General features: G+C 45.2%; 24 protein-coding genes. 4 read left to right on the forward strand and 20 right to left on the reverse strand.

Annotated features, from left to right (window positions below; all coding sequences use genetic code 11):
* Positions 1-167: 167 nt before the first annotated feature.
* Positions 168-1496 carry a two-component system sensor histidine kinase EnvZ gene (gene envZ, locus VTAP4600_RS14515; protein ID WP_102523446.1) on the reverse strand — a complete coding sequence of 443 codons (1329 nt, stop codon included), beginning with the start codon at positions 1494-1496 and terminating at the stop codon, positions 168-170.
* Between the two features lie 200 nt (positions 1497-1696).
* Positions 1697-2416, reverse strand: a complete 720-nt coding sequence (ompR, locus tag VTAP4600_RS14520; protein WP_102523447.1) for an osmolarity response regulator transcription factor OmpR — start codon at positions 2414-2416, stop codon at positions 1697-1699.
* Positions 2417-2631: 215 nt separating this feature from the next.
* On the opposite strand from ompR, the gene greB reads away from it, so the two are divergent.
* Positions 2632-3102 carry a transcription elongation factor GreB gene (gene greB / locus VTAP4600_RS14525; RefSeq protein ID WP_102523448.1) on the forward strand — a complete coding sequence of 157 codons (471 nt, stop codon included), beginning with the start codon at positions 2632-2634 and terminating at the stop codon, positions 3100-3102.
* Between the two features lie 101 nt (positions 3103-3203).
* On the opposite strand, the gene VTAP4600_RS14530 is transcribed toward greB, so the two are convergent.
* Positions 3204-5081, reverse strand: a complete 1878-nt coding sequence (locus VTAP4600_RS14530) for a putative ATP-dependent zinc protease (RefSeq protein ID WP_102523449.1) — start codon at positions 5079-5081, stop codon at positions 3204-3206.
* Positions 5082-5330: 249 nt separating this feature from the next.
* On the opposite strand from VTAP4600_RS14530, the gene VTAP4600_RS14535 reads away from it, so the two are divergent.
* Entirely contained in the window at positions 5331-7676 is a 2346-nt protein-coding gene (locus tag VTAP4600_RS14535) for a Tex family protein (protein WP_102523450.1), read from the forward strand.
* Positions 7677-7826: 150 nt separating this feature from the next.
* Here VTAP4600_RS14535 and VTAP4600_RS14540 read toward each other — a convergent pair whose 3' ends face one another.
* The 4 genes from VTAP4600_RS14540 to bioH form a co-directional block, all read right to left on the reverse strand.
* Positions 7827-9596 carry a bifunctional glycosyltransferase family 4 protein/polysaccharide deacetylase gene (locus VTAP4600_RS14540; RefSeq protein ID WP_102523451.1) on the reverse strand — a complete coding sequence of 590 codons (1770 nt, stop codon included), beginning with the start codon at positions 9594-9596 and terminating at the stop codon, positions 7827-7829.
* Between the two features lie 18 nt (positions 9597-9614).
* Positions 9615-10328 (reverse strand): 3-deoxy-D-manno-octulosonic acid kinase, encoded by a 714-nt coding sequence (locus VTAP4600_RS14545; protein WP_102523452.1) that lies wholly within the window; start codon positions 10326-10328, stop codon positions 9615-9617.
* 235 nt (positions 10329-10563) lie between these two features.
* Positions 10564-11022, reverse strand: coding sequence for an ATP-dependent Lon protease (locus tag VTAP4600_RS14555; protein ID WP_102523454.1), 459 nt, complete (start codon positions 11020-11022; stop codon positions 10564-10566).
* Positions 11023-11176: 154 nt separating this feature from the next.
* Positions 11177-11944, reverse strand: a complete 768-nt coding sequence (bioH, locus tag VTAP4600_RS14560) for a pimeloyl-ACP methyl ester esterase BioH (RefSeq protein WP_102523455.1) — start codon at positions 11942-11944, stop codon at positions 11177-11179.
* 87 nt (positions 11945-12031) lie between these two features.
* On the opposite strand from bioH, the gene VTAP4600_RS14565 reads away from it, so the two are divergent.
* On the forward strand, positions 12032-12736 hold the full coding sequence (locus VTAP4600_RS14565; protein ID WP_102523456.1) for a ComF family protein: 705 nt from the start codon (positions 12032-12034) through the stop codon (positions 12734-12736).
* A 100-nt stretch (positions 12737-12836) separates the two neighbouring features.
* Positions 12837-13424: a Fe-S biogenesis protein NfuA gene (gene nfuA, locus VTAP4600_RS14570; protein WP_102523457.1), complete on the forward strand. Its 588-nt coding sequence runs from the start codon at positions 12837-12839 to the stop codon at positions 13422-13424.
* A gap of 175 nt (positions 13425-13599) precedes the next feature.
* On the opposite strand, the gene cysQ is transcribed toward nfuA, so the two are convergent.
* The 13 genes from cysQ to gspD all read right to left on the reverse strand — a co-directional run bounded on the left by cysQ (position 13600) and on the right by gspD (position 25831).
* Positions 13600-14418, reverse strand: a complete 819-nt coding sequence (cysQ, locus tag VTAP4600_RS14575; protein WP_102523458.1) for a 3'(2'),5'-bisphosphate nucleotidase CysQ — start codon at positions 14416-14418, stop codon at positions 13600-13602.
* 10 nt (positions 14419-14428) lie between these two features.
* On the reverse strand, positions 14429-14986 hold the full coding sequence (gene nudE / locus VTAP4600_RS14580) for an ADP compounds hydrolase NudE (protein WP_102523459.1): 558 nt from the start codon (positions 14984-14986) through the stop codon (positions 14429-14431).
* 131 nt (positions 14987-15117) lie between these two features.
* Entirely contained in the window at positions 15118-15882 is a 765-nt protein-coding gene (locus VTAP4600_RS14585) for a type II secretion system protein N (protein WP_102523460.1), read from the reverse strand.
* A gap of 20 nt (positions 15883-15902) precedes the next feature.
* On the reverse strand, positions 15903-16391 hold the full coding sequence (locus VTAP4600_RS14590) for a type II secretion system protein M (protein ID WP_102523461.1): 489 nt from the start codon (positions 16389-16391) through the stop codon (positions 15903-15905).
* Positions 16388-17701 (reverse strand): type II secretion system protein GspL, encoded by a 1314-nt coding sequence (gene gspL / locus VTAP4600_RS14595; protein WP_102523462.1) that lies wholly within the window; start codon positions 17699-17701, stop codon positions 16388-16390. The genes VTAP4600_RS14590 and gspL overlap by 4 nt, the downstream gene beginning before the upstream one ends.
* On the reverse strand, positions 17670-18731 hold the full coding sequence (gspK, locus tag VTAP4600_RS14600; RefSeq protein ID WP_102523463.1) for a type II secretion system minor pseudopilin GspK: 1062 nt from the start codon (positions 18729-18731) through the stop codon (positions 17670-17672). Before gspK ends, gspL begins: the two co-directional genes overlap by 32 nt.
* Positions 18703-19350 (reverse strand): type II secretion system minor pseudopilin GspJ, encoded by a 648-nt coding sequence (gene gspJ, locus VTAP4600_RS14605; RefSeq protein ID WP_102523464.1) that lies wholly within the window; start codon positions 19348-19350, stop codon positions 18703-18705. The genes gspK and gspJ overlap by 29 nt, the downstream gene beginning before the upstream one ends.
* Positions 19351-19357: 7 nt before the next feature.
* Entirely contained in the window at positions 19358-19744 is a 387-nt protein-coding gene (gene gspI / locus VTAP4600_RS14610) for a type II secretion system minor pseudopilin GspI (RefSeq protein WP_102523465.1), read from the reverse strand.
* Positions 19734-20342, reverse strand: a complete 609-nt coding sequence (gene gspH / locus VTAP4600_RS14615; RefSeq protein ID WP_102523466.1) for a type II secretion system minor pseudopilin GspH — start codon at positions 20340-20342, stop codon at positions 19734-19736. Before gspH ends, gspI begins: the two co-directional genes overlap by 11 nt.
* A 42-nt stretch (positions 20343-20384) precedes the next feature.
* Entirely contained in the window at positions 20385-20834 is a 450-nt protein-coding gene (gene gspG / locus VTAP4600_RS14620) for a type II secretion system major pseudopilin GspG (protein ID WP_102523467.1), read from the reverse strand.
* Between the two features lie 241 nt (positions 20835-21075).
* Entirely contained in the window at positions 21076-22308 is a 1233-nt protein-coding gene (gspF, locus tag VTAP4600_RS14625) for a type II secretion system inner membrane protein GspF (protein WP_102523468.1), read from the reverse strand.
* On the reverse strand, positions 22308-23813 hold the full coding sequence (gene gspE, locus VTAP4600_RS14630) for a type II secretion system ATPase GspE (protein ID WP_102523469.1): 1506 nt from the start codon (positions 23811-23813) through the stop codon (positions 22308-22310). Before gspE ends, gspF begins: the two co-directional genes overlap by 1 nt.
* Positions 23813-25831 (reverse strand): type II secretion system secretin GspD, encoded by a 2019-nt coding sequence (gspD, locus tag VTAP4600_RS14635; protein ID WP_102524009.1) that lies wholly within the window; start codon positions 25829-25831, stop codon positions 23813-23815. The genes gspE and gspD overlap by 1 nt, the downstream gene beginning before the upstream one ends.
* Positions 25832-25833: the final 2 nt, after the last annotated feature.

Genomic DNA, 25833 nt, shown 5'->3' on the forward strand with positions numbered 1-25833 from the left:
TACGGGTTACGGGTTACGGGTTACGGGTTACGGGTTACGGGTTACGGGTTACGGGTTACGGGTTACGGGTTATTTTTTGGTCTAAAGTAGCCCCTGTCAACGCTTTCCCGTCTTTACCTGTTACCTGTTACCTGTAGGACATAAGTCCGTCCTGCAACCCTCTGCCTTTAACTTCCTTTCCTCTTTATCTCAGTAGGAAAACTGATCTGCACTTTCAATCCACCTTCGCTGCGATTATTCACAACAAGTGAGCCGTTATGCTGGCTGACGATCCGCTTAACAATCGCTAAACCTAGCCCTGTCCCTTCCGAGCCACGAGCCGTATCGCCACGGGTAAACGGTTCAAACAGTTTACTCAGTTGAGATTTATCAATACCCGGGCCGTTGTCTTCAACACATACCCAAGCCAATTTATTGTCTACCGTGGCCCCTGTACTGATTTTCAACCAGCCGTTACCGTAGCGAATGGCGTTGACCACCAAATTGCTCACTGCACGTTTAATCGCGATTGGGTTACCAAGTACCGGGTGTTTTAAGTTAGCCAATGCTTCTTCAATCTGGATTTCATAGCCACCCTCTGCACTGGCAACATCGCTGGCGATATCATTGAGGCACACCGCTTCAAAGCTATTGGCATCGACAGGCTTCAAATAGTCCATAAACTGGCTGATGATTTCGTTGCACTCTTCGGTATCTTTAATAATGCCTTCAGCCAAATAACCATCTTCTGGCGACATCATTTCCGTAGCTAAACGAATACGAGTCAGAGGGGTTCGTAAATCGTGGCTGATGCCTGCCATCAAAAGTGCTCTGTCTTCTTCTAGCTCTTGTATGCCACGCGACATTTGATTGAATGCTTGGCTTACTGCTCGTATTTCACTGGCGCCACGCTCAGGAAGTGCGTCTGGGATTTCTCCTCTACCCACTTTTCTCGCCGCGCTTTCTAAGTCCATCAACGGTCGATTTTGAATTCGAATAAATAACCAGCCACCTAATACAATCAGCAAGGCACCAATAAGGCTATTTCGAAACAGCGGAGTAAAATCTTCTTCTTGCAGTTCAGATAAAGGCACACGAATTAACGAACTCGGCATCGCTTCGATATCCATCCACAACACGTAACTTTCTGCTGCCAGCGCTAAGCGAACTTCGGTATTGGAACCCAAGGCATCACTCATTTGTTCGCTCATTAAGTCTATGCTGGTGGCCTTATCATACTCAGCAATGATCGGCTCATCACGAGTATGAACACTCACTCCTAACTGTTCGAGCAGTTTACGCCGAAGCGGGGCATACATTGCCACCTCATCTTCAAGTCGCATGCTTTCATCAAGCACCACGTTCATTTCATAAGCCAAAATACGATTAAATTGCTGCAAGCTCGGCAACAACGCATAGTTAAACACGGCGTAATAGGAAAAAACTTGGCTTGCTAGTAATAGCGTGAGAAATAGAAAGATGCTTTGAGTACGAGAGCTTCGAAGGCGTAAGCGCATGGGGGGTACCGGTTGAGGTTACAGGTTATAGGTTATAGGTTATAGGTTACAGGTTACAGGTTACAGGTTACAGGTTACAGGTTACAGGTTACAGGTTACAGGTTAATCAAGGCGACGGCTGAGTCAACTCAGTCGCCCTGTTTTATGACCTATTCCTGTAACCAGTAGAACGAAGTTCGTCCTGCAGCCCTTAATCGATTCTACGCCTCTTTCCCATCAGGAACAAAAACGTAACCTAAACCCCACACCGTTTGAATATAACGAGGGCGACTTGGGTCTTCTTCAAGCATACGGCGTAAACGAGAGATTTGAACATCAATCGAGCGTTCCATTGCGGAATATTCACGGCCACGAGCCATGTTCATCAGCTTATCACGAGACATAGGTTCACGCGCATTAGTAACCAGCGCTTTCAATACCGCAAATTCACCAGAAGTCAGTGGCATTGGCTCTTCATTACGGAACATCTCACGTGTGCCAAGATTTAAGCTAAACTCGCCAAATTCAATCACCGTGTCTTCAGCACTTGGAGCACCTGGCGCTTCAATCGTTTGGCGACGCAGAACCGCTTTAATACGAGCAAGCAATTCACGTGGATTAAATGGTTTTGGCAAGTAATCATCTGCACCCACTTCTAAGCCCACGATACGGTCGACTTCATCGCCTTTCGCCGTCAGCATCAAAATTGGCAGCGTATTATTAGCACTACGCAAACGACGGCAAATCGATAAGCCATCTTCGCCCGGTAGCATTAAGTCCAACACCATTAGGTGGAAGTTTTCACGTGTTAGCAGGCGGTCCATTTGCTCACTATTTGCAACACTTCGAACTTGGAATCCCTGTTCCGATAAATAACGCTCCAACAACGAACGAAGACGTGCGTCGTCATCAACTACTAGAATTTTAAAGTTCTCTTGCATGTACCATTACCTGCTAAAACTATTATGAGGATTAAAATGTAACATTAGTTGCATGGAAGTCATGCAATTAATTGTTAGCGTTTATTTCTTTTTAGTCGATTCTATTCACTATCTCAATTATCGCACCACCAGAACGAGATAACAGAGGTGTTTTTTGTGGCACTTATTGGTATAACAAGCTCAGTATTCTTTTATTTTGGCGTAGCCACTTTTGTATGAAAACCAATATCATCACCCGCGAAGGCTACGAACGCCTCACTAAAGAACTCAACTTCCTATGGCGTGAAGACAGGCCCGAAGTAACGAAAAAAGTCACTTGGGCAGCCAGCCTAGGGGATCGCTCCGAAAACGCTGATTATCAATATAATAAGAAGCGCTTACGTGAAATCGACCGCCGCGTTCGTTACCTAAGAAAACGAATAGAACAAGTTAAAGTGGTGGATTACTCGCCCCAACAAGAAGGCAAAGTCTTCTTTGGAGCGTGGGTTGAGATTGAAAATGAACAGGGTGATGTGAAAAAATTCCGCATCGTCGGCCCTGATGAAATTTATGGTGGAGTAAAAGACTATGTCTCTATCGACTCTCCGATGGCGCGCGCACTACTCAAAAAAGAAATCGATGATGAATTCACGGTTCGCACTCCTGATGGTGAGAAAGAGTGGTTTGTGAATAGTATTACATACTAGATTGAAGGCGGCTTTAGGCTTTAGGCTTTAGGCTTTAGGCTTTAGGCTTTAAGCACAGTAACCGCCTCTAGTGGGCAAAGTGGATTCTGTATTTATTTTCCCTACTCTCCCAGCAGGAATTTCTCATCACTGCTAACGACTGCACCATGCTTAAGGAAATTCTTACCTAAAATCATGCTGTAATGGAAACGAGATCGATCTTGCAGATTTACGCGCACGGTTTGTTCTAAATCACCTATTTTCACGCTCATTTCAACCACGGGTCTTGGCATCGCTTTTTCGCCTTTTCGTGCTCGAACTCGCATTTCGTCAACCACTTCTCGAGTCATCTGTTTTTTCTGGCCAAGATCATTTTGATAGGTAAACGACACCATAGATTTGCCGTCTTTTTCAAAACGCTTGATGTTGAGAGCATTCATTGAACTAACATCGGCGCCAGTGTCTAGTTTTACCGGAAAAGTAAGCCCGGCTACGATGGCGTTTTCAATATAGCCGGCTCTAAATAATGGCTCTGCATCGAGCAAATGATCGGCACGTGTATTAATCAACACATTGTCTTCTAACATGGCTCTGCCAATCACAAATTCAACTTCATCCCCCTCTTTGTCATCCAGTACTTCTAAGCCAAACTCAATGGTTTGTGATTTACCGGCCAGTTCCACTTCGCCCTCAACCACAGGGCGAACATCGTCACCCACCGTCAGCGTTTTCACCAATGGCTTGGTCACTTCATGATCTTCACCTTGGTTATCGGTAAAAGTATACGTCACATCATCTCGGCCTTTTTGCGCCGTCACTTTAAAGCTAGAGACTTTTAATAACGGGGTATTAGTCACTAATGAAGGTTCAGCCACAACACGCACACCATCAACGGCTAAATGCTCCTTTGGAGATAGAATCAAAGGTGGGTTTTTCTTCATTCTTTGTTCAACACTTTGTGTGCTGCTTGTTCCACTCTTACTCGCATCAAGCATAAAGAACTGACTTAAGCTGTCTTGTCCTACTCGAAGTTGACTGTTGCTATCCGAACGATCATTTAAATAGACTAATAAGTAGCGCTCTTCATCTTGATTAAACGTAACTGGCACGTACACCAATGGCCGCTCTTCGCCACTGACTTTGAGCATCCTGATTAATGGAAGATCTAGCGGTTTCTTTTCGCCATCTTTACCCACTAAATCAAATGAAACCTGCTTATCTTTGTGACTAATTTTAATATTTTCTGCATGCAAATTGCTGTATCGATTTGCCAATGAAAAGCTCGCATTCATATGTAAATCTTCAATCGTGACGTCTTCATCTCGGCCAATAATTTGTGCCGTTGGTTGCTCTTGCAAATAGTCGTATCCAGCAAACACCCATGCTTGCTGTTTGAGTAAGCTTTTACCGACTAAAATAGGTGCAGAGAAATGACTCCTGTCAGTAAGATTTACGTCAGTTTCAATGGTTCGGCCTGCAATAGTCAACGGCATAGAAACCACCGGGCGGTACATAGGTTCACTGCTGCTGCGGCTGCGGATCACACTCATGCGAGCCAAGGGACGTGTTACCTTTATCAGTTCATCTGTATGTGGGTGGTGCAAGGTAAAATGCACAAGGCCACGAATATCGCGAGATGGAGCCGTATCATATGGCATTCTCCATTCGCTGCCTTCCTCAAACGCACCGAGGTCTTCAACTATCTGTTTCATTAAAGCCAGATCGGTTAACCCTTTATATTTCGGGTTCGTACTTTCTACATGAATGTTATCCGCATGAATTGACGTCGTGTCTGCTCCAGTATCAATTTTGCCCATAAACGGTACGCTTGATACCCCTTCGATACCCGAGAAGTACACATTCTCTAATCGACCTAGCACGATTTTATTATCAAGCGTATAAGCAGGTGATTGGGTGGTGAATGAATCACTTGCCATAGAGAGAGGCGAGTAGAAACTGGTAGCGGCCATAATAGCCAAAAGAACAGACGTTTTTTTCATTCTATTTCCTAATCACGAATAGTCGGTATGCATGAATATGAGTGTGCTGAATTAATTAAGTTTCGCTTACCTTGGTGATTTTTACAGAATTTTTACCTGCAAATGTTAACTTAAACCTAAGATAAGTAAGCGTAAGGTGATAATGCATCAATTGAAATTGACCGACACGCCCCCATATTTAACAACAAATAGCCGATGTTTAATGACCCATAAACCCTCGGCCAATACTGAATTATAGAGAAGACACGGATGAGCCAAGCGATTTGCCAACTGATTGCTCAAGAACTTAATGTTCGCCCTGAGCAAGTTAATGCTGCTGTAACCCTTATTGATGACGGTAACACCGTTCCATTTATCGCTCGTTACCGAAAAGAAGTAACGGGGGGGCTTGATGACACGCAGCTGCGTACGTTAGACAGTCGCCTAGCCTATTTACGTGAGCTAAGCGATCGCCGCCAAACCATCATTAAATCGATTCAAGAACAAGGTAAGCTCACCTCTGAACTTGAAGCCGAGATAAACGGTGCCGATAGTAAGACCCGTCTTGAAGATTTGTATTTGCCTTATAAGCCTAAACGCCGAACTAAAGGCCAAATTGCCATTGAAGCCGGTTTAGAGCCTCTAGCCGACACGCTTTGGAATACACCTCAAACGGTTCCTGAAAGTGAAGCCGACAAATACGTTAATGCAGACAAAGGCATTACTGATACCAAAGCCGCATTAGATGGCGCTCGCGTTATCATCATGGAACGCATTGCAGAAGATGCGAACTTATTAGAAAAAGTGCGTATTTATCTCAATAAGAATGCCTTTTTGAGCTCTCGGGTTGTGGCAGGCCAAGAACAACAAGGCGAGAAATTTAAAGACTACTTTGAGCATGATGAAGCCATCAACCGAGTCCCATCGCACCGTGCTCTTGCCATGCTGCGCGGCCGCAATGAAGGTTTTTTACAGCTGGCAATGAACGCCGATCCTAGCCAAGAACCCGGAACTCGTGGGTCATACTGTGAAGAAATTATCGCGCAACACTACGGTATTCACTTGAGCCAAGCACCTGCTGACACATGGCGTAAGTTGGTGATCAGTTGGGCATGGCGCATTAAAGTTTCTATGCACATGGAAACGGAATTAATGGGCGCACTAAAAGAGCGCTCTGAAATTGAAGCCATTGAAGTGTTCGCGACCAACTTAAAAGACCTGCTCATGGCAGCACCTGCTGGTCCTCGTGCCACCTTAGGTCTTGACCCAGGCTTGCGTACGGGTTCAAAAATAGCCGTGGTCGATTCAACTGGTAAAGTACTGGCAACAGAAACCATTTACCCTCACCCACCACAAAAGCAATACGACAAATCAGCTCATGTTCTAGAGCAAATGATTAAGAAATACAATGTCGATTTGGTGGCGATTGGTAATGGGACGGCCTCACGTGAAACCGACACCTTTGTTGCTGATGTCATCACGCGTGCCAGCCTCAACACTCAAAAAATCATTGTGAGCGAAGCCGGAGCATCGGTTTACTCTGCTTCTGAACTAGCCGCCAATGAATTCCCTAATATGGATGTATCGCTGCGGGGCGCCGTCTCTATTGCTCGCAGGCTACAAGACCCACTGGCAGAACTGGTGAAAATTGACCCTAAATCCATCGGTGTGGGCCAATACCAACACGATGTTAGCCAAAGCATGCTGGCGAAAAGACTCGATGCCGTTGTCGAAGACTGTGTAAACGCCGTTGGTGTGGATGTGAATACCGCCTCTGCTGCGCTATTAACCCGTGTCGCAGGCCTATCAACCACCATGGCACAAAACATCGTGAACTATCGCGATGATAACGGTCGCTTTGAAGCGCGTACCACACTGAAAAAAGTGGCACGTTTGGGGCCAAAAGCATTTGAACAATGTGCTGGGTTCTTACGTATCATGGATGGTAAAAACCCTCTTGATGCCTCATCTGTGCACCCTGAAGCTTACCCTGTCGTTAAAGCCATTGCAGAAAAGAACAGTAAAAAAGTTCAAGGGCTAATTGGTGACAGTCAGTTCCTACAAGGCTTGAAAGCCGTTGACTACATCAATGATACTTTCGGCTTACCTACCGTCACCGACATCATCAAGGAATTGGACAAACCAGGTCGAGATCCTCGTCCTGAATTTAAAACCGCCACCTTTGCTGATGGGGTTAACAAGGTTTCTGACTTAGAAATCGGCATGGTTTTAGAAGGCGTGGTTTCTAACGTTGCCAACTTTGGTGCCTTTGTTGATATCGGCGTGCATCAAGATGGTTTAGTGCATATTTCCGCACTAACGGATCGCTATGTATCCGACCCTCGTGAAGTGGTAAAAGCGGGCGATATTGTAAAGGTTAAGGTAATGGAAGTAGATGCACAACGTAAGCGAATTGCGCTTACCATGCGTCTGACTGATGAACCCGTTCAAGATAACCGCAGCCAACGTGGTAGTAATGAACGACCTACGCAAAACCAAAGACCGCGCCAGCAAGCTTCAAGAGACAATGCGCGCAATCAAAATCGCCAAGATTCGTCGAACACCCCAATGGGTGGCGCATTTGCTGCGGCGTTTGCTAATGCGAAGAAGAAATAGATCAGAATACAGAGACGGGCTTCGCCCTGAGAGTACAGAGTGGTCATAATTCGCGACTAGAGACGATAAAAGCAAAGAGCAAAGAATCAGCGCCTGCTGTTTTCTTTGCTCTTGTTGTTTCTAGTAAGCGAAGCGTATTCTCTGTTTATCCTATTTTTTCGCTTTTTTAAACGTATAGTTACCCTTTATTTTCCGCCATAAGCCAAACACATCCGTTCTAGGGAAGATAGCTATACGGCGAATTTGTTGTAAGTCTTGATGGAAAGCCAATGGGCCTGAATTAGTCGCAACACTAAATGGATAACCCGCTTGTTCTGCCAACTGTTTAGTTTCTTCGCTTAAGTCGCCGTAGGGGTACGCAAAAGAAAATAACGATTTCCCAATCAATTCTTCCAGTTGTCGTTTATTTTCTTCAATTTCATATTGTTGTTGCTCTCTTCCCAGTTTGCTCAACTTAGGGTGAGTCAAAGTATGACCACCAATCTCAACATGACCAGAGTCAACCATCGCCTTTAATTGCTCAGCACTCATCAGCGGTACTTTGTTGTCAGGTTTATCCACACCTTCAACATCCCAGCGATTAAAGTCCTCTCCTGTCACAGCATATACCACGGCTTTAAAGTCATATTTTTTCAATAGTGGTAACATTAAGTGATAGTTGTCTTCATAACCATCGTCAACGGTAATCATAATATATCGCTTACCAGCCTCTAAGCGATGTAAAACTCCGTTATCGGCTAAATCAGCAAAGGTTAGTGTTTCAAAACCCATTTTTTTGATTAATTTTAAGTGCTTTTCCAGCATATCAACGTGCAAATATGTGCCATTTACCCCCGCTCCACTCCCGTCACGAATAAAGCGGTGATACATAATTACTGGCATTTCACTTTGCAGCTTTTCAACTATCACATCTTGATAAATATTTTCAAGATGATCGACGACCTTGGATAAATCATAGTGCGATCGGATCGTATCTGATACACCACTTTGACAATTTGACTCCAATAGCGCTTGTTCCACTTGATGACTAATCATGGAGAAATCGATATCCAAATCTTTAGGGCCGATATCACCAAAATTAGTCGCCATCGCCTGAACTACATTATCGTTAGTCACCACACCGATAGAATTTGCTTCACCTATTGCAAACGTAGGACGTCCACACAGTAAAGACTCCATAGCAACCCGACCAGCACCGATAACAAGGTCGGATTTAGCCAGCATCGTAGGAACATCATCGGTATAGCCCGTAAATTCCACCTGATTCAAAAATGGCTTAAATCGTTCTGTAACCGCGCTACCAGTGACGACCTTTATATGGTATTGCTCACTATCAAGACACTCGCTCAATAACCGAAAACACAGATCGCCTTTTGGCCCGCTAAGTCGACCGATAATTGTAATGATAGGCTTGTCGTTGGTAGGTGTCGGCATTTGTTGAAACTGAGTTGTTTCAATACCGTTACGACTTACTTTTAGCTGCGATTCAGGTACATCCAATTCTTGAATTAGTTGCTGGCGTATAGCTTCACAAACTGGGAGTGCTTTATCTCCCATAGCATGAAAACGCTTACGAGAAGCATGCACAGGTTGGCGCCCATGTACCGTTGTAACCATTGGAGTTCCAGTCAGCTTACAAGCAATATGACAACTCCAACTTGAAGCGCGTGAATGGGCATGAACCAATTGAATGTTATGTTTTTTAATAAGATAAACCAAATACCCTACATGCCAAAAACGACGAACAATACTACGCTTGTTGAAGCGTAACTTAAAAAATTCACCTTGATGCGGTTTGGTCAAGGTATCAGAAACATAAAATACATTATGCCCACGCGATGTTAGTTCATCACCTACTGTCGTCGCGTAAACTTCCGCTCCCGTAACCTCTAGCTGAGACAATGCCATTAAAACATTCATATCTTTATACCAAATCCATCAAATTTTGTTACTTCGATACCCTACCAACAGAGCACCCCATTCGCTTTGCTGCCAACGAATCGCGCGTTTATTAAGTTCTTTATTAAACGAGCGCAGTAAGCGTTCTAGATTAGCGGCTTTCCACTTTTCACCGTCTTGCTTAGCGCATTTATCAAAATCAATAATCCAAACCTTGTGCTCGCTATCGAGTAAAATATTATGGATATTCAGATCGGTATGGTTCACACCTGCGTTGTGCATTAAACGAATCTGCTCCCCTATGCTGTTATAGGTTTCTACAGATAAACTCGAATCTTGCAAGATGGAGACTAAATCTCGCGCGTTGACGATTTTTTCGCTCAAGATGTCCGCTTGATAACAAATGGTGCGCTTCTTGGCAATGGCCGCAATTGGCCTAGGCACATTCACGCCAGACTCTCTCAAATGCTTCAGTAATAATAGCTCTTGGTAGCAACGAGTGTTTTCCCAACCCGCGAACCAATAATGATCTTTCACTAATTTACCAAATAACCCACCACGGCGATAATGCCTAAGAGCCGCTTGCATCTCTTCAAGTTGCACGAACCACGTAGTGCCTCGTCCTTGCGCGCTGCCAACGACTTTGCCCAGTCGCTGCCAATACTCACCGTCAAAATGTTCGGACGTTGGATTCATAATGAATGAAGCGTCATACCAGATGATCTGCTTATGTGATTCGATGGATTGAAGCATGCTCTTGGTCAATTGAATGAGTGTCGGGTTATTGTACAGGTAAGAGGCGGAAGGCGGAAGGCGGAAGGCGGAAGGCGGAAGGCGGAAGGCGGAAGGCGGAAGGCGGAAGGCGGAAATGATTTTCGAGCAAATATTGATAATATCAACTATTTCTCTCTCCCTTCTTTGCCTTATCGCCCTATGCCTTATGCCTTATGCCTTATGCCTTATATAGTTTAAATCGGTTTTGTGCACACTACGTAATAGCAATGACTTCTGAAGGGTTATGTGGGGCAACAGAATGACCATAATGATATTTAATTACGGTTCTTCGTTTTTCCATTTTGCCTTCTTTTATCGCAGCGTTAAGTACACTTGGCGGTAGTTTAAATCGCATGGTGTAACCTAAGCCTTGTTGCTCACTGTATGTTTGTAGTGCTATCAACTCGAACAATCGCTCAAGGGGGCTTTTTGGTTCTGTGTGAAACTCTTCTTTTTCATCTAACTCGTATTCAGGATGTTCTGACGGGTTCCAAGCTGCACGTTTACGGCGCTTTTCTTCGAGCGTCGCTTTACGTTCAGGGTTGGATTTCGTCAAGTGGACCGTCGGTGTTACTGGCTCCCGAACCTTGTTATCCCTTGCTGCTTGTTCAGTTTGCAGATTAACCGACGGGGCGATCAGTGGAACACTGGCGCTGGTCGGGGTCACTACCATAGCAAACCTCCCTAAGATGCATGACATGCACACTGTCTAAGCTAAATAGATCTAAGCTGTATAGACTAAACCGCCTAGACAGTCTCAATAACTCACGTCAGTAATTCGTTACCTTTGCGTGCTACCTGATTATCTTATCGGCAACTTGTCTGTTTTATTTATAGCCGAATTGTATGATTTGCGCACAAAATGTATCTAACTCTGTCATAAAAGGCGCATGAGACGACTCTAAAAAGACAAAATGCTCACTGGTTTCATGATAACGCTCCATCGTACTGGCGACTTTTACTGGCACCAATCCATCTAAACGACCATATAAACGTAAAAAGGGTTTTTCGATGTGACTGAGTTGATCTCTCAGGTCGACTTCGGCCAGCATTTTAAGCCCAGCAATGAGTGCATCTTGATGAGGCAATGGCCTTGCTAGCACCCCCTGCTTTAATTGTTTCACATCTTGGCGAGCAGAAGGGCTACCCATGGCTTGCAGTGCCATAAAACGCTCGACCGTGGTTTCAAAATCTTCAACTAATTGCTCGGTAAATGCACTCAACACATTAGGCTGAATACCTCGCCAAGGCTTGTCGGCAGCAAATTTAGGGGAACTGGCAACCGTAATGAGCTTATTTACACGTTCAGGGTAATGGATGGCAATGTGGGTCGCCACTAAACCACCGAGTGACCAACCTAGCCAAATTGCGTTGTCTGGTGCTTGGGCAAGAATCAACTCAGCCATACTTGCCATGTCTTCGCAGGGGTAATCACCACTGTGGCCATAACCGGGCATATCAACCACATGAACCGTAAACTGCTGAGCCAGTTTTTCTTCCACTTGATGCCAAACCGCACCGTTCATCCCCCAGCCATGCAACAAAACTAAGTCTGGACCCTTGCCTGTCGTCTGCCAATATAATGGTGCGGTCATGATCTCTTCCTTTGATACTTATCTGGTTCAAAACACATCGTTGTTTTTTCAATAGTATCAAGAAGCACATCAATTGTGAGGTCGAACATGACAAAATGGCTCAAGCAAACTCTACATCACAGCTTTAAAGGGCATTGCCATTTATGTGGGCTCAGTATTGAGTCAGACGAAAACGAAGGGATATGGTGTCAGCATTGCCGAACATTATTTAACCCAGAGCCTAGATGCGCGACGTGTGGGCTGCCAAACGTAATAAATGTCGAACGGTGTGGTCAATGTATTTCAACCCCACCTCCTTGGCACCGACTGTATTGCGTTGGCGATTATCAAGCACCGCTCGATCACTACATCCATCAGATGAAATTCAATCGAAAATTTTGGTACGCGAGAGACTTGGCTGAGTTATTGGCGCCACGCATTTTAGAACCCGCACAAATTATTACCAGTGTGCCACTTCACTGGCATCGCCAACTCGAACGAGGTTACAATCAAAGCGACCACCTCGCAAAAGCACTCTGTGGCCATTTATCCATATCTAATCGATATAACCCCAACCTGTTTGAGCGAACTCGGCCAACCAAAGCTCAACGAGACTTAAGTAAAAGAGAACGCCAGATAAATCTCGTTGATGCCTTTAAGCTAAAAAGCGTTCCGCAGGAGAGTCATGTAGCCATTGTCGATGATGTCGTGACGACAGGCAGTACTATCCGACATTTATGTCAATTATTGCTTGAAGTTGGCGTCGAAAAAATCGATATTTACTGCATATGCCGGACTCCTGAGCCTAGCTAAGATCCATTACTTGCCACATCTAGGGGTAAAAACACTGGATCGAAAGCGCAACAGGAGTAAAATAAATCGAATAGTTTACAAAAACACTCAGGTATTAGTCGTGTCGAATTCCATTATAGTTACAGAAAATGCTCAAGTTCACTTTTCTAAGCTGTTAGAACAGCAACCTGAAGGCACTAATATCCGTGTCTTTGTGGTAAACCCAGGTACTCCAAATGCGGAGTGTGGCGTTTCTTACTGCCCACCAGAAGCCATTGAAGCTTCTGATACCGAATACCCATTTAGTGCTTTCTCTGCTTACGTTGATGAGCTAAGCCTTCCTTTCTTGGAAGACGCTGAAATCGACTACGTGACAGACAAAATGGGCGCGCAATTAACGCTAAAAGCGCCCAATGCCAAGATGAAAAAAGTTTCTGACGATGCTTCACTAGTTGAGCGTGTTGAATACGCAATCCAGACCCAAGTTAACCCACAACTTGCTGGTCACGGTGGTCACGTAAGCCTTGTTGAAATCACTGAAGATGGCATTGCTATTGTTGCATTCGGTGGTGGTTGTAATGGTTGTTCTATGGTTGATGTGACGCTTAAAGAAGGCATCGAAAAAGAGCTACTTAACCAATTTGTAGGTGAACTATCAGCGGTACGTGATGCAACAGAGCATGACCGTGGTGAGCATTCTTACTACTAGAGCCGATTTGAGAATTCGCTTCGCTCACGAGATTACAGAAACTAGAAACTAGAAACTAGAAACGATAAGAGCTTAAAAGCACGATGCTTTTAAGCTCTTTTTTTCGCTTTTATAGTAGCGAAGCGGTCTAGTTTCTAGTGAGCGCAGCGAATTCTAATTTCTGTATTCTGCTCTTTTACCCCTGAACTAGAATTTCATTCCATGGCAGTTCGGTATCTCCTAGAACAATGAAGTTCGGGTTTTCTAAGGTTTCTCTTAGGTTATAAGATAACGGCTCAAGTTTCGTGCTTAATATTTTGCCACCCGCTTCGGTTACGATGCATTGAGTCGCTGCGGTGTCCCACTCTCCGGTAGGCCCTAAGCGAAGGTAACAGTCAGCGGCACCTTCTGCTACGACACACGCTTTAAGTGCCGCAGAGCCTAAAGGCATCAACTCATAGTTCCAATCTGCAGACATACGACGAGTAATGTTGTTAATGTCTTGCCTACGACTGATTGCCATGGCAATAGAGCGGCTTTCAGGCCCATGCTTATGAACCGAAATCGTCACACTTTCATCAAGATCAGGGATTTTCCAGGCACCTTGATTATGGTAAGCATAATATGTAACACTCGATACCGGAGCATAGACCACACCCATGATCGGTTGGTTGTTCTCAACTAAAGCGATGATGGTAGCGAAATCTCCGCTACGAGCGATGAACTCTTGCGTGCCATCAAGCGGGTCGACTAACCAATAGCGATCCCACTGAGAGCGCTTAGCTAAGCTAATATCGGCATCTTCTTCAGACAATACTGGAATATCTGGCGTCAATGCGCTGAGTTGCTCCATAATTTGCTTGTGCGCCGCTAGATCGGCACTGGTAACAGGCGTAGCATCCGCTTTGACGTATTCTTTATATTCTTTGTTTTCGTAGATCTCTAAAATTAATTGTCCAGCCGCTCGAGCGATCTGTATAACATCAGGGATCAGGGGGGAGAAATCTTGCGCCATCTTGTGCTCCTTACTTTGCCACTTGAGCCAAATAACGTTGTGCCAGCATTAAGGCAGTAATGCTACGCGCTTCACTGAAATCTAGGTGGGTAAGCAAATCATCCGCTTGCAGCAAAGGCCAACGAACTAATTGCAACGGCTCAGGCTCATCACCTTGTAAGGTTTCTGGATACAATTCCTGAGCAATAAACAATGTCATACCACTTGAAAAATATGACGGAGCTAATACCACTTCTTTAAGTGCAACCATGCTGTTTGCACCAAAACCAATTTCTTCTTTTAATTCACGTTGTGCGGCTTGTTCTGCAGATTCTCCCGGATCAATTAACCCTTTAGGAAAACCCAATTCATAACGGTCCGTGCCTGCGGCATATTCACGAACCATTAATAGATCACCCTGCTTCGTAACGGGTACTATCAACACAGCGTGACGCCCACTTGGCTTCATTCGCTCATAAGTACGTTCTTCTCCGTTTGAAAAACGTAAATCTAACGACTCTATAGTAAAGAGTTTAGATTGAGCCACGGTGTTTGTAGCCAAAATTTCAGGCTTTTTCAGTTTTGCCATGTTATTTCCATTGGGAGCTAGATCGACAGCTCAATATAGCATCAATTTATAAATCTATTTTAGCGCTGATGTAAAAGTATCAATGCCGTCTCAAAGTTATTTCTATTTCGTTGAAAGTCATAGAAAACCCACTAAAGCGGAACCCGTCCCGCATAATTCAATGTGTACTGACCTTGGTTGTTTGGTGAGCCTAGCCACTGTAATTGACTTGCCATCCTAGGAGGAAAATCAGCTCCCGGCTTGAACCAGCCATCAGCTTTATACGTCATATCGGACGATAAACTGGCTTCAAATTCACTGGTTAGCTGATCATTGTGTTGTTCACCGTTTACCAAAAGTTGACTGTTTTCGCACTGAATATGAGCAACGATTGGCCCGGCTTCTAACGCCCCTAGTGGAGAATCAACCTGGCTCTGGTTCCACACCACACTGCCTTCTGCACTTTGGCACCAAGGCTTGGCATAAATTACATGTTTGAGCGCAACTTCTAATTGTCCACTCACATCAATCGGCACAGGCAGATTAGTGAACAATAGTGCTTTTTCAGCTGGCATTGCTGCCAAGATATTTTCTCCGTAGAAACCCGAAAGACCAACACCAACATTGCCCTTCCCTGTCAGCTTAATACTACTCCCTCGGCCAAACCTTAGTCTGAATTCCGCTTTTGCTGTGAGTAATTTGCTCGGCTGGAACTCCCAGTTCAATTGCCCGTAAGTACGCCCTTGCCAGTGCACGTTTTCCGCATGGCCTTGCCATAATGTGCCTTGTACACCAGACAAATTAAGTCCGCGAATTTTTGGCATATTGTCCACCAGCAACCCTGCTGGTAAATGGGCAATCAGGCTCGCTAACAGCACCACTACAAAAACTGAAATGTAACCAATAATACGTTTCAACTGACTTGCTCCGCTTTCATTTATTCGGCTCGCTTTAATTGCAACCGGTTAACTTCTACTTGCCCCAATGTTTCTGTGCGGCTCAAATCTAAAAATTCAACATCGATACCTTGCTGTGCTTGAATGTAAGCCAACCAGTTAACCAATTGATTAAACGGAATGGGCTGAATCCACACTTGCAGGCTGTCTCCGCGAGGCTGCATTCGAATCAACTCCACTTTAAATCTCGCCGTCGATGATGACACAACTTGATTAAGTGGTTGAGTAGAAGGACTTGTCGCTGTGCCCGTTGTGCCTCGTAAAGAAACAATGCCATTGGCGGAGTTTTTAACCCAGACCAAAAGTTGCTGTTCAGAATGAATACGTGCTTTGGCGTTTTCTGCTCGCTGCTCGAGAGGAGAAATCACCCCCCAATAAAGTGCGCCTAATATAGTGATGATGGCACCACCTAACACCAAGCGCTGTTCTCGTTGCGAAATGGAGTTCCACCATGCGATAACTTGATTCATGATTTTCTCCTAATCACATAGCTGCCAAACACGTCAGCGCCGTTACGATTCAACTGACCTTGCTCAACATTAAAGTGCTCCGATAACTCACTTCTTACCGCTTCAAAAGATTGGAAGTCTTTAGCCTTAGCTTGAATTCTAATTTCGTTTCTAGTGCCATCAAAACGGACGCTCATGACGTCCATCGACTCCACTTTATTCAGTGATTGAGGTAACTGCGCAAGCCATACTAATAGGGAATCCTGAGTATTCCCGCCAGAAAGGCGAGACTCTTCAGCGCTCATTTGTCGCTTTAAGTAACTAACGGTAGGGATTTTTCGCTTACCCGGAAATACGTCGCGGAATATACGCTCGCTTTCGGCCCGGTATTGTGCGGCTTGCTGCTCATAACGCTGAACTTCGAACCAATTTTGAACCACCATTACTGTCAACAACAACACGCTGGCAACGGCGACTTTCTGCCACACTTTCCAGTGCTTTATCCAAGACGACGTCGCCTTGAATTCACCAGTAAGTAAATTCGATTTGGAAAGCAGTGCTCCTTTCGTCAGCATCGCCATAACAAGCTCGGCATCCCCTTGCTGCCAATTCCCACTCAATTGAGCGTGATGCTCTGGTAAAGGGGTATAGGAGGTAATCGTCACATCATGCTGAGTCAGCTCTGCCTCTTGCTGTTCAGTCTCGTCACTGAGCTCTAACACTTCAGAAATGACGAGTGGTTTGACCTTAGGTAATACCGATGCCCATGACCTATCATCCATAAGTTCAAGCCAATCATGATCGAGCATAAACCCTTGGTGCTGACCAGAACGAAATAGCCACTGCTGACCGATTTGTACCGCCGAGACTTGCTGTACCGAAGAAGGACTGGCTTCGATAAGTGGTAGCGCTAAACAATCGGGTAGCGCCTGTTTAACGTTAATGCCGTGCTCTTTAAACGTCTCGATCCAACGTACTAGGTAATCCCTTTTAACTGCCGCAAACGAAGCTAAACTCCCTGTTTTCGCTAACACACTAAAGTGCAGTTCATCCACGTCTTCAGCGACTTCGTCTTCCACCAAAAATGGCAACATGGTCGACAACTGACGTGACGCTCCAGCAGGCAGAACTATTTGCTTAAGCAAGACATCACTGCTAGGGATCAACATAATTGCCGGCCGTTGCTTTGCATATTCGCTTAGCTCACCAAGCTGCTCTGCGCTTTGCAATTCGCCACTGGCTATTACTTCTTGCTGGCTCACGGACCAGACTAGCCATTGAATTGGCTCGCATGCCTGACTATTTAGTCTGACTGTCAGAAACTCGCTCACTCATTCCTCCAAATCGGCGGCGTACCACCACCGTTTTCTTTTTATCTTTGCTATAAAGCAGGCTGCGAAGTCTCACTCTTGATTGTTCAACTAAGATTTGCGCATCTACTTCAAAATACTGGCTATCCACAGACAAATAAGGCTTTGCCAATTTCCGTACTTTTTCATCAACAGAAGCAATGCTAGCTTCTGCTAAAAAGTCATCGACACTTTGCCAGCCGTCATACTTTCGGTTATTCACCAACTCTTTCGCATTCTTTTCACTTAAATAAGGCTGAAACAGCGCGACAAGGATTGCTGACTGCTTTTCGTTTATCGTGTTCACATTCAGCTTCCACTCTTTGGTTGGTAATGCACAAAGTAGTGGCGACATCTTATGCATGATTTCATTGCTCACCTGATTCACGGCTCTAAATTCACTGCTATCGGCCATGAAACCGTTGGGCGCTAAATAAGGAGGCTGCATGCTCTCGTACGTACTATCTTCGGCACCAGAATTGGACTGAACCCTGCTATTACTGTCTACAAACTCCCAACTTGAGTCCGATATAACCTCAGCTAAGTATGGCTCTACGCTCTGTTGCTCTAACAACGAACGCAATACTTTAACCAGATATGGGCTTTGGCTGTCGGTGCCATTATTGAGATCATTGGCCAATACATTCAGATTAAAGCATGCTTGTTTATCGACTACCTTGCCAATCGCTTGCCCGTAATCGAGCGGGTATTGCTGCTCTTCAATCGCCCATGGCTGGCTCAAATTAATGGTGTCGTTGTCTTTATAGCTCTGCTCTATGCCCGCTTTTGCTAATGCTTCCACCCCTACGCTATACCAATACGCCTGCTGGTGATTAATTTGGCTGGTCGCTCGTTTGAAATTAGTAAACAAACGTTCTGACATCGTGGCAGCGATTGCCGTCATCACAGCTAACAGCAATAACACCATGATAAGCGCGACACCGGATTGCTTACCCGGCCTAATACCACTTCGCCTGTGCAGGTTAGCTTTCATCGTCAGCCTCGCTGCCATTCGCTTCTAACTGCCCTGCTGGTGTTAAATAAATTCGCTCTACTTCTCCGTAATCTTTTAGCTTCAAGACAATTGAAACGGCTGCGGGAAGCTTATTAGCCTTGTTCCACTCTTTAACCCAAGCACTACCATCATAAAATGTCGCTGTGAACGACTCTACGTCATTCAATATTGGCCTGAAAATCGGATCTTGCCCTGCTGGCGTATCAGCGTATCTCCACCATACGCGTTCAAGCTTTTCATCACGTACTCGATAACCCACTTTGGTGACCTCTCCCCGAGGAAAGATCTGTTGCGGGTTCTGCCAACCCAAACGAGAAAAAACGATGCCCTTACTGTCGGAATCAAGAAGGTAGTCGTCGTATTGCAGCAGTTGTTTTGATGGTGCTTCACCATCAGTGCGATATTGACGAAGCGCTATTTGGCGGAAATCGTTATCCATAAACACCAGTGAGCGCTGCAGTTGTTGTAACCGAGTCGTCTTTTCTAGCGATAACGCATTACTACGCTGAACCTGATTCACCACTTGATAAGCTGCCATGCTGAGGCTTGCAAATACGGTGATAGCAACCAGCACTTCGATAAGTGTGAAGCCTTGGTTTAGCTTTCGTTTTTTCATTGAACGCCTAAGGTGCGACATAACTGCGCACCGTGACTAAACTGTTTTTATGTGTTTTGTCTTTGCCAACCGACACATCGACCGCATTAATGATGCCAAGCCCTGTATTGATAGGCGTTACTTTCCAATACCAAGTTTGCCCAGCCAACTCCGACTGACCTTTTTTTTCTGACTTTGGTGCACTGCCTAACATGACTTTTGCCATTTGATTATCCACCACCATGGCCGCAAAGGTTTTTTCTTCTAAATAGGACAGAGTATTAATATGCTGGCTAACCGAACGCACCACGCTGATCGCCGCCGTTGCAAATATGGCTAACGCCACCAATACCTCAATTAAAGTCATGCCTTGATTTGATTTTTTATGTGAGCGTACAGGATGCTTAAAAACCATTTTTGGGCTCCTGCGCTTCCAAGCTTTCACCGGGGGCACGTAAGGTAATCAACCCCGCTTCCGACACTTTAATCCGCCAACCATCTTGATCTTCATTGCCCACATTCGGATAAAAAGACAAAACAAAAGGGGTCACTTCCCCGCTCGACAACACCATCACTTGAGGGGGTGGCAGGTTTTTCTTTTTCTTTTCTTCATCGGCAAACATGTCTTCATCAAACAGGCCACCGGGTTTGAACAACCTATCATCTTGCGCCCAACCACCATCGCCCATCCGCAAAGACAGTGAGAGTTCTGGCTCTAACGCCATTTCGCTGTAAGTTGGGTTATCATCGACCAATTGCCAACCATCAACATTAAGGTACATGAAACGGTAACGACCTTTCACATCGTCAGCCCATAGGCCATAATCTTGCCCATTAAGTACGGCATCTTCATTGAGTAGTTGCAGGCGTTGATACAAGCGATACGCTTGTTCGCTGGCAAGGTCTTCATTACTATCAGGCAGGTTCACGATGACCGCCACTGCACTCAAAGAGAGCAGCACCAGTACTAGCATGATTTCTATGAGGGTAAATCCCTTTTGTACTACTCGCATAACCTGCCTTGGTTCGGCTTCACAACACGAAGCCTTTCATCATTACTGGAAGTCTTGCATGTTCCAGTTACCGATATCAGCATTAGCTTCTTCTCCACCTTCTTGAGCGTCAGCCCCTAAAGTAAAGATATCGATGTTGCCATTATCACCTGGGCTTAGGTATTGGTACTCATTACCCCAAGGGTCATTGGGTAAACGTCTGATGTAACCATCATTGCGGTAGTTACGAGGTTCAGGGCTTGCTGAAGGTTTAGACACCAACGCCTCAAGACCTTGATCCGTCGTTGGATACACGCTGTTGTCGAGCTTATACATATCTAATGCATTTTCTAGAGCAACGATGTCTGTGATCGCTTTCTGTTGATCCGCTTTTTCTTTGTTACCCAATAAATTAGGGACAACAACACTCGCCAACACGCCAAGGATCACAACCACAACCATGACTTCAAGTAACGTAAAGCCAGACTGTTTTTTATTCATTTTATTATTCATTTTTCCTCCAAACGAAAAGCATCATGTTTCAAAACGACATAACGCCAAAAATATTGTGTAGAAGTTCTAAAAGCTAAGTTCTAAAAGCTAAGTTCTAAAAGATCGATGAAAGCAAAGGTGAAGAAGCAAAGCAATGCCGCAAAGCGTTTACCGAAGATAAGCTCTAAGTATTCAACGTCAATAACTTAGCGCTTCTCTTTTAATGCTTAGCTTTTCGTGCTTCGTACTTCGAATTTCGCTTTTATCTCTTAGTACTTCCCGACACCAAATTGTTCAATTCCAATATCGGCATCAAGGTCGCAATCACGATAAACAACACGATGCCGGCCATAAATACGATCAGCAAGGGCTCGAATATACCCAGAGCCATCGCCACTAATGATTCAAAGTCGCGGTCTTGGTTATCGGCCGCTCGGGTCAGCATTTGTTCAAGCTCACCACTTTGCTCGCCACTGGCAATCATGTGTAGCATCATGGGTGGAAACAGCTTGGTTTGCTCTAATGATTTACGCAAACTCGCGCCTTCACGCACTTTGTCTGCAGCGATGAGCACTTGCTCTTTTACGTACTGGTTACTCATGACATCAGCCGCTACTTTCATGCCATCCAGCAAGGGAATAGCGCTTGATGTACAAATAGATAAGGTACGAGCAAAGCGAGAAGTATTAAGGCCTCGAGCCACTTTACCGATAACGGGTAAATACAGTATTCGCTTGTCCCACGCTAAACGGAACTTAGGGCGGCGCAGTGCGACTTTGAGTAACATAATAAGGGCTAGGATCACCAGCACCAATACGAAACCCCAGTTCTGCACAAAGTTACTTGCAGACAATAAGATCTCAGTCGATGTTGGCAGTTTTTGCCCCATTTGAACAAACTGATCGACAATTTTAGGCACAACTGTCGCGAGCAGAAACGCCACAACACTGACCGCAATTAGCGTTAACATGACTGGGTAAATCAAAGCTTGTTGCATCTTAGAACGCATTTTCTGACGATTTTCAGCGTAGTCAGCAAGGCGATCTAATACCGTATCTAGGTGACCGGATTTCTCTCCAGCAGCAACCATTGCTCGGAATAAATCATCAAACACATGCGGGTAGTCGCCTAAGCTGTCTGATAAAGTGTAGCCTTCAACAACACGAGAACGCACCGAGACCAACATGGTTCGAATGCGCGGTTTATCGCTTTGTTCAGCAACGGCTTTAATGCACTCTTCTAAAGGCATACCAGCCTGCACAAGTGTTGATAGTTGACGAGTAATCAAAGCCAGCTCATTAGTGCTGATACCACGCTGTAATGTGAACCCGCTAGCGCTGGCTTTTGCTGCCTTCGCTTTGGTTTCAATCACTTCAACGGGAATAAGCCCTAACTCTTTTAGTTTCTGGCGCACCTGACGAGCGTTATCGCCTTCGATCGCCCCTTTTTTCTGTTTGCCTTTTGCGTCAAGCGCTTTGTATTCAAATGCTGCCATTAGACTTCCTTGGTGACTCTCATCACTTCTTCAAGTGTGGTAATCCCTTGGCGAACCTTTTTCAATCCATCGTCCCTAATCGTCGGGGTGTTGTCTCGAATGGCTTTTTCAATGCTTTGTTCACCGGCTTCATTGTGAATCAGTTCCTGTACCGCATCATCAATCACCAGCATTTCATGAATGCCCGTTCGGCCTCGATAGCCTTTATGATTACAGTGTTCACAACCCACCGCTTTGTATAACTTCAATTCTTCTTTTTTCTTTAATCCAAACAGCTTTCTTTGCGTCTTATCCGCCTTGTACGGTTCTTTGCAGTTTGGGCATAAAGTACGAACAAGCCGCTGAGCTAAGACACCCAATAACGAAGATGAAATAAGGAAAGGTTCAATACCCATATCACGTAAGCGAGTGATAGCACCAACAGCCGTATTGGTATGTAAGGTAGACATGACCAAGTGCCCGGTCAGTGAGGCTTGTACACCAATTTGAGCGGTTTCAAGATCACGAATTTCACCGACCATCACCACATCCGGGTCTTGACGCAAAATCGCACGCAGCCCTCGAGCAAAAGTCATATCGACTTTAGGGTTAACCTGAGTTTGCCCGATGCCGTCGATATCAAATTCGATAGGATCTTCTACGGTTAAAATATTACTTTCGGTGCTATTGAGCTCTTGCAGGCCCGCGTACAAGGTGGTCGATTTACCAGAACCGGTTGGGCCTGTAACCAAGATGATACCGTGCGGACGTTTTATCAGCCCTTGGAAAGCAACGTGATTTTCTGGCGTCATTCCTAGGCTATGTAAGTCTAAGCGGGTGGCGTTTTTATCCAACAAACGCATAACCACTCGCTCTCCGTGTGAAGACGGCATGGTGGACACACGCACGTCAACAGCTCGGCCACCAATGCGCAAAGAAATACGTCCATCTTGTGGAACGCGCTTTTCTGCAATATCCAGCTTCGCCATGACTTTTACACGCGACACCAATAAAGGGGCGAGTTTGCGGCTTGGCGCCAGTACTTCACGTAACACCCCATCAACACGAAAGCGAATAGAGAGCGATTTTTCGAATGTCTCAATGTGAATGTCCGATGCGCCTTCTTTGATTGCTTCACCTAACATGGCGTTAATCAATTTGATGATGGGGGCATCGTCTTCCGATTCTAATAGGTCTTCACTTTGTGGCAGCTCTTCCGCTAACGAAAAGAAATCGTCGTTGTCTGCGCCAATGTCTTCCATTAACTGGCGAGCTTCAGATGAGTCTCGTTGATACAGCTCAGTTAACTTAACATCAAATGCACTCAAGCTGAGTTCCACCGGAATAAACTTGCCTTGGCTAACCCGGCGAACTTCCGTCAAGGTCGCTAAATTGAGCGGAGCAACATAGTACAAGTTAGGCACTTGCTCTGGGTGCTCGGAGCTTTCCATCGCGACTTTATGTCGGTTAGCAAAGGTAAATGGTAACCGAATATAGTTACCAGAAACCACTAAAGTGTCGGCCATTACTTCGCCTCCAACTGCTCGATAAAGGCTTGAATTTCAGCAGGGTGTTGAATGTCATCACCAAATTTAGGCAGTACCGGAATGTTTGAGTCGTCCATCAATTTCAAACCTTGATCGGCTTTATATAGTTGTTCTGCTCGAATGTAGTTGTACTTGCGCTGGCTAATACCGTCGGCTGTCACGCCATCACGAATAATCGTGGGCTTAATAAATACCATCAGGTTTTTCTTTTCCACCTGCGTACTGGTGGATTTGAACAAATGCCCAAGAACAGGGATGTCACCTAGGATTGGAATTTTAGACTCACTCTCTAGAGCTCGCTCATCAATCAAACCACCGAGCACCAACATTTGGCCATCTTGTACCATGACGGATGTATTTAACTGACGTTTAGCGAAACGCACATCAACGGCACCTTGGGCACCTAATACGTTTGATACTTCTTGTTCAATAACCAACTGTACCGAATCGCCTTCGTTTATTTGCGGCACTACTTTCAACTTAATGCCCACTTCTTTACGTTCAACGGTTTGAAATGGGTTGCTGTTGCTCGAGCTCGCAGTAGAGCCTGTGATCACGGGAACTTCTTCACCGACAATGAATGAGGCCTCGCCGTTATCCATTACAGTAATGCTTGGTGATGAAAGAATATTGGAGTTTGAATCGCTGGCAACGGCACTGATTAATGCTGTCCAGTCGCCAAGCATAACGCTCACTGCCGCGCCATTCACGCCGCCTAAAGCGGTAGCAAGGGCGCTGTAATCACCTTTTGTTGTAGTAGTTTCATTTCTTAAAAACTTACCATCAGAATCATATACCGCTTTTACCGTTTCTGTATCTTTGGCTTTTTCCATCCCCACCATAACGCCACCAATTGGTACGCCGGTATTAGAATATTGGATCATAGCACCCGTGCTCATGTTGCCCCATTGAACACCCAAATTCGCACCATCGCCTTCGGCCATTTCAACGATCATCGCTTCAATAAGAACTTGAGCACGGCGAATATCCAATTGAGCGATCACTTCTTCAAGTGCCCCCATGATATCGGTTGGCGCCGTTAGTACTAACGCATTGGTGCCTTTGTGCGCGGCAATCATCACTTGATCGCGTTTTGTTGATGATTTACTGCTGCTACTTTTACCCGCTTGTAGGTTTTCTGATACACCTTTAAGCACTTCTACCATGTCTTCCGCTTTTGCGTACTTAAGGTAAACAACGCGGTTATTGCCCTTTGATGCCATTTCTACATCAAGTTGCTCGATCAATTGTTTAATGCGCTGACGAACTTGTGGGTCACCAGAAATCAAAACGGAGTTCGTGCGGTCGTCGGCCACCAATTTAGGTTGTAAAAAGGCAGGAGTATTTTTCGCATCGGTCGATTTATTCAAGGCTTCGACGATTCTCACCATTTCCGCCGCTGAAGCATTTTCTAGCTCAACGACATCAATGCCTTTATCACCAGCACGGTCGACACGTTCAATGATTTCAGCAAGTCTATTAACTACCGCTGCTCGGCCTGTGATCAAAATGATGTTGGCTGGGTCGTAGTGCACTACGTTACCCGCACCGGCATTATCATTTAGCTGTCGAAGCAATGGCGATAGTTCTCGCACGGAAACATTACGTACCGCGACAACTCGTGTAATAACGGCATCGCCTTCTACACGTGTTTCATCGCCCACGACGGGAATCGCTGCAATTTTGGCGTCTTTATCACGAATGATTTTTAGAACGCCATTTTCCATTTCAACAGCAGCAAAGCCGTACACTTCCAAAACGTTTAGAAAAAAGTGGTAGTACTGCTCTTCATTTAACACATCGTAACTGCGTACATCGATATTGCCCCTAATAGCGGGATCAACAATGATGGTTTTTTCTAAATTACGCCCAACGATATTAATGAATTCTTTAATATCTGTGCCTTTAAAGCTGGCGCTGAATTCGTTTGCCATGATAGGCGAACAAACTAAGCTTCCTGCTAACAGCCATGTGCCCTTGTTAAACCAACGTTTCACTT

The organism is Vibrio tapetis subsp. tapetis, from assembly GCF_900233005.1.
GTDB classification, from domain to species: Bacteria; Pseudomonadota; Gammaproteobacteria; order Enterobacterales; family Vibrionaceae; genus Vibrio; species Vibrio tapetis.

Bases quoted from the DNA above. Each gene is read 5' to 3' on its own strand.
- envZ (WP_102523446.1), bottom strand. From the start codon at position 1,496: ATGCGCTTACGCCTTCGAAGCTCTCGTACTCAAAGCATCTTTCTATTT.
- ompR (WP_102523447.1), bottom strand. From the start codon at position 2,416: ATGCAAGAGAACTTTAAAATTCTAGTAGTTGATGACGACGCACGTCTT.
- greB (WP_102523448.1), top strand. From the start codon at position 2,632: ATGAAAACCAATATCATCACCCGCGAAGGCTACGAACGCCTCACTAAA.
- VTAP4600_RS14530 (WP_102523449.1), bottom strand. From the start codon at position 5,081: ATGAAAAAAACGTCTGTTCTTTTGGCTATTATGGCCGCTACCAGTTTC.
- VTAP4600_RS14535 (WP_102523450.1), top strand. From the start codon at position 5,331: ATGAGCCAAGCGATTTGCCAACTGATTGCTCAAGAACTTAATGTTCGC.
- VTAP4600_RS14540 (WP_102523451.1), bottom strand. From the start codon at position 9,596: ATGAATGTTTTAATGGCATTGTCTCAGCTAGAGGTTACGGGAGCGGAA.
- VTAP4600_RS14545 (WP_102523452.1), bottom strand. From the start codon at position 10,328: ATGCTTCAATCCATCGAATCACATAAGCAGATCATCTGGTATGACGCT.
- VTAP4600_RS14555 (WP_102523454.1), bottom strand. From the start codon at position 11,022: ATGGTAGTGACCCCGACCAGCGCCAGTGTTCCACTGATCGCCCCGTCG.
- bioH (WP_102523455.1), bottom strand. From the start codon at position 11,944: ATGACCGCACCATTATATTGGCAGACGACAGGCAAGGGTCCAGACTTA.
- VTAP4600_RS14565 (WP_102523456.1), top strand. From the start codon at position 12,032: ATGACAAAATGGCTCAAGCAAACTCTACATCACAGCTTTAAAGGGCAT.
- cysQ (WP_102523458.1), bottom strand. From the start codon at position 14,418: ATGGCGCAAGATTTCTCCCCCCTGATCCCTGATGTTATACAGATCGCT.
- nudE (WP_102523459.1), bottom strand. From the start codon at position 14,986: ATGGCAAAACTGAAAAAGCCTGAAATTTTGGCTACAAACACCGTGGCT.
- VTAP4600_RS14590 (WP_102523461.1), bottom strand. From the start codon at position 16,391: ATGAATCAAGTTATCGCATGGTGGAACTCCATTTCGCAACGAGAACAG.
- gspK (WP_102523463.1), bottom strand. From the start codon at position 18,731: ATGGCAGCGAGGCTGACGATGAAAGCTAACCTGCACAGGCGAAGTGGT.
- gspJ (WP_102523464.1), bottom strand. From the start codon at position 19,350: ATGAAAAAACGAAAGCTAAACCAAGGCTTCACACTTATCGAAGTGCTG.
- gspI (WP_102523465.1), bottom strand. From the start codon at position 19,744: ATGGTTTTTAAGCATCCTGTACGCTCACATAAAAAATCAAATCAAGGC.
- gspH (WP_102523466.1), bottom strand. From the start codon at position 20,342: ATGCGAGTAGTACAAAAGGGATTTACCCTCATAGAAATCATGCTAGTA.
- gspG (WP_102523467.1), bottom strand. From the start codon at position 20,834: ATGAATAATAAAATGAATAAAAAACAGTCTGGCTTTACGTTACTTGAA.
- gspF (WP_102523468.1), bottom strand. From the start codon at position 22,308: ATGGCAGCATTTGAATACAAAGCGCTTGACGCAAAAGGCAAACAGAAA.
- gspE (WP_102523469.1), bottom strand. From the start codon at position 23,813: ATGGCCGACACTTTAGTGGTTTCTGGTAACTATATTCGGTTACCATTT.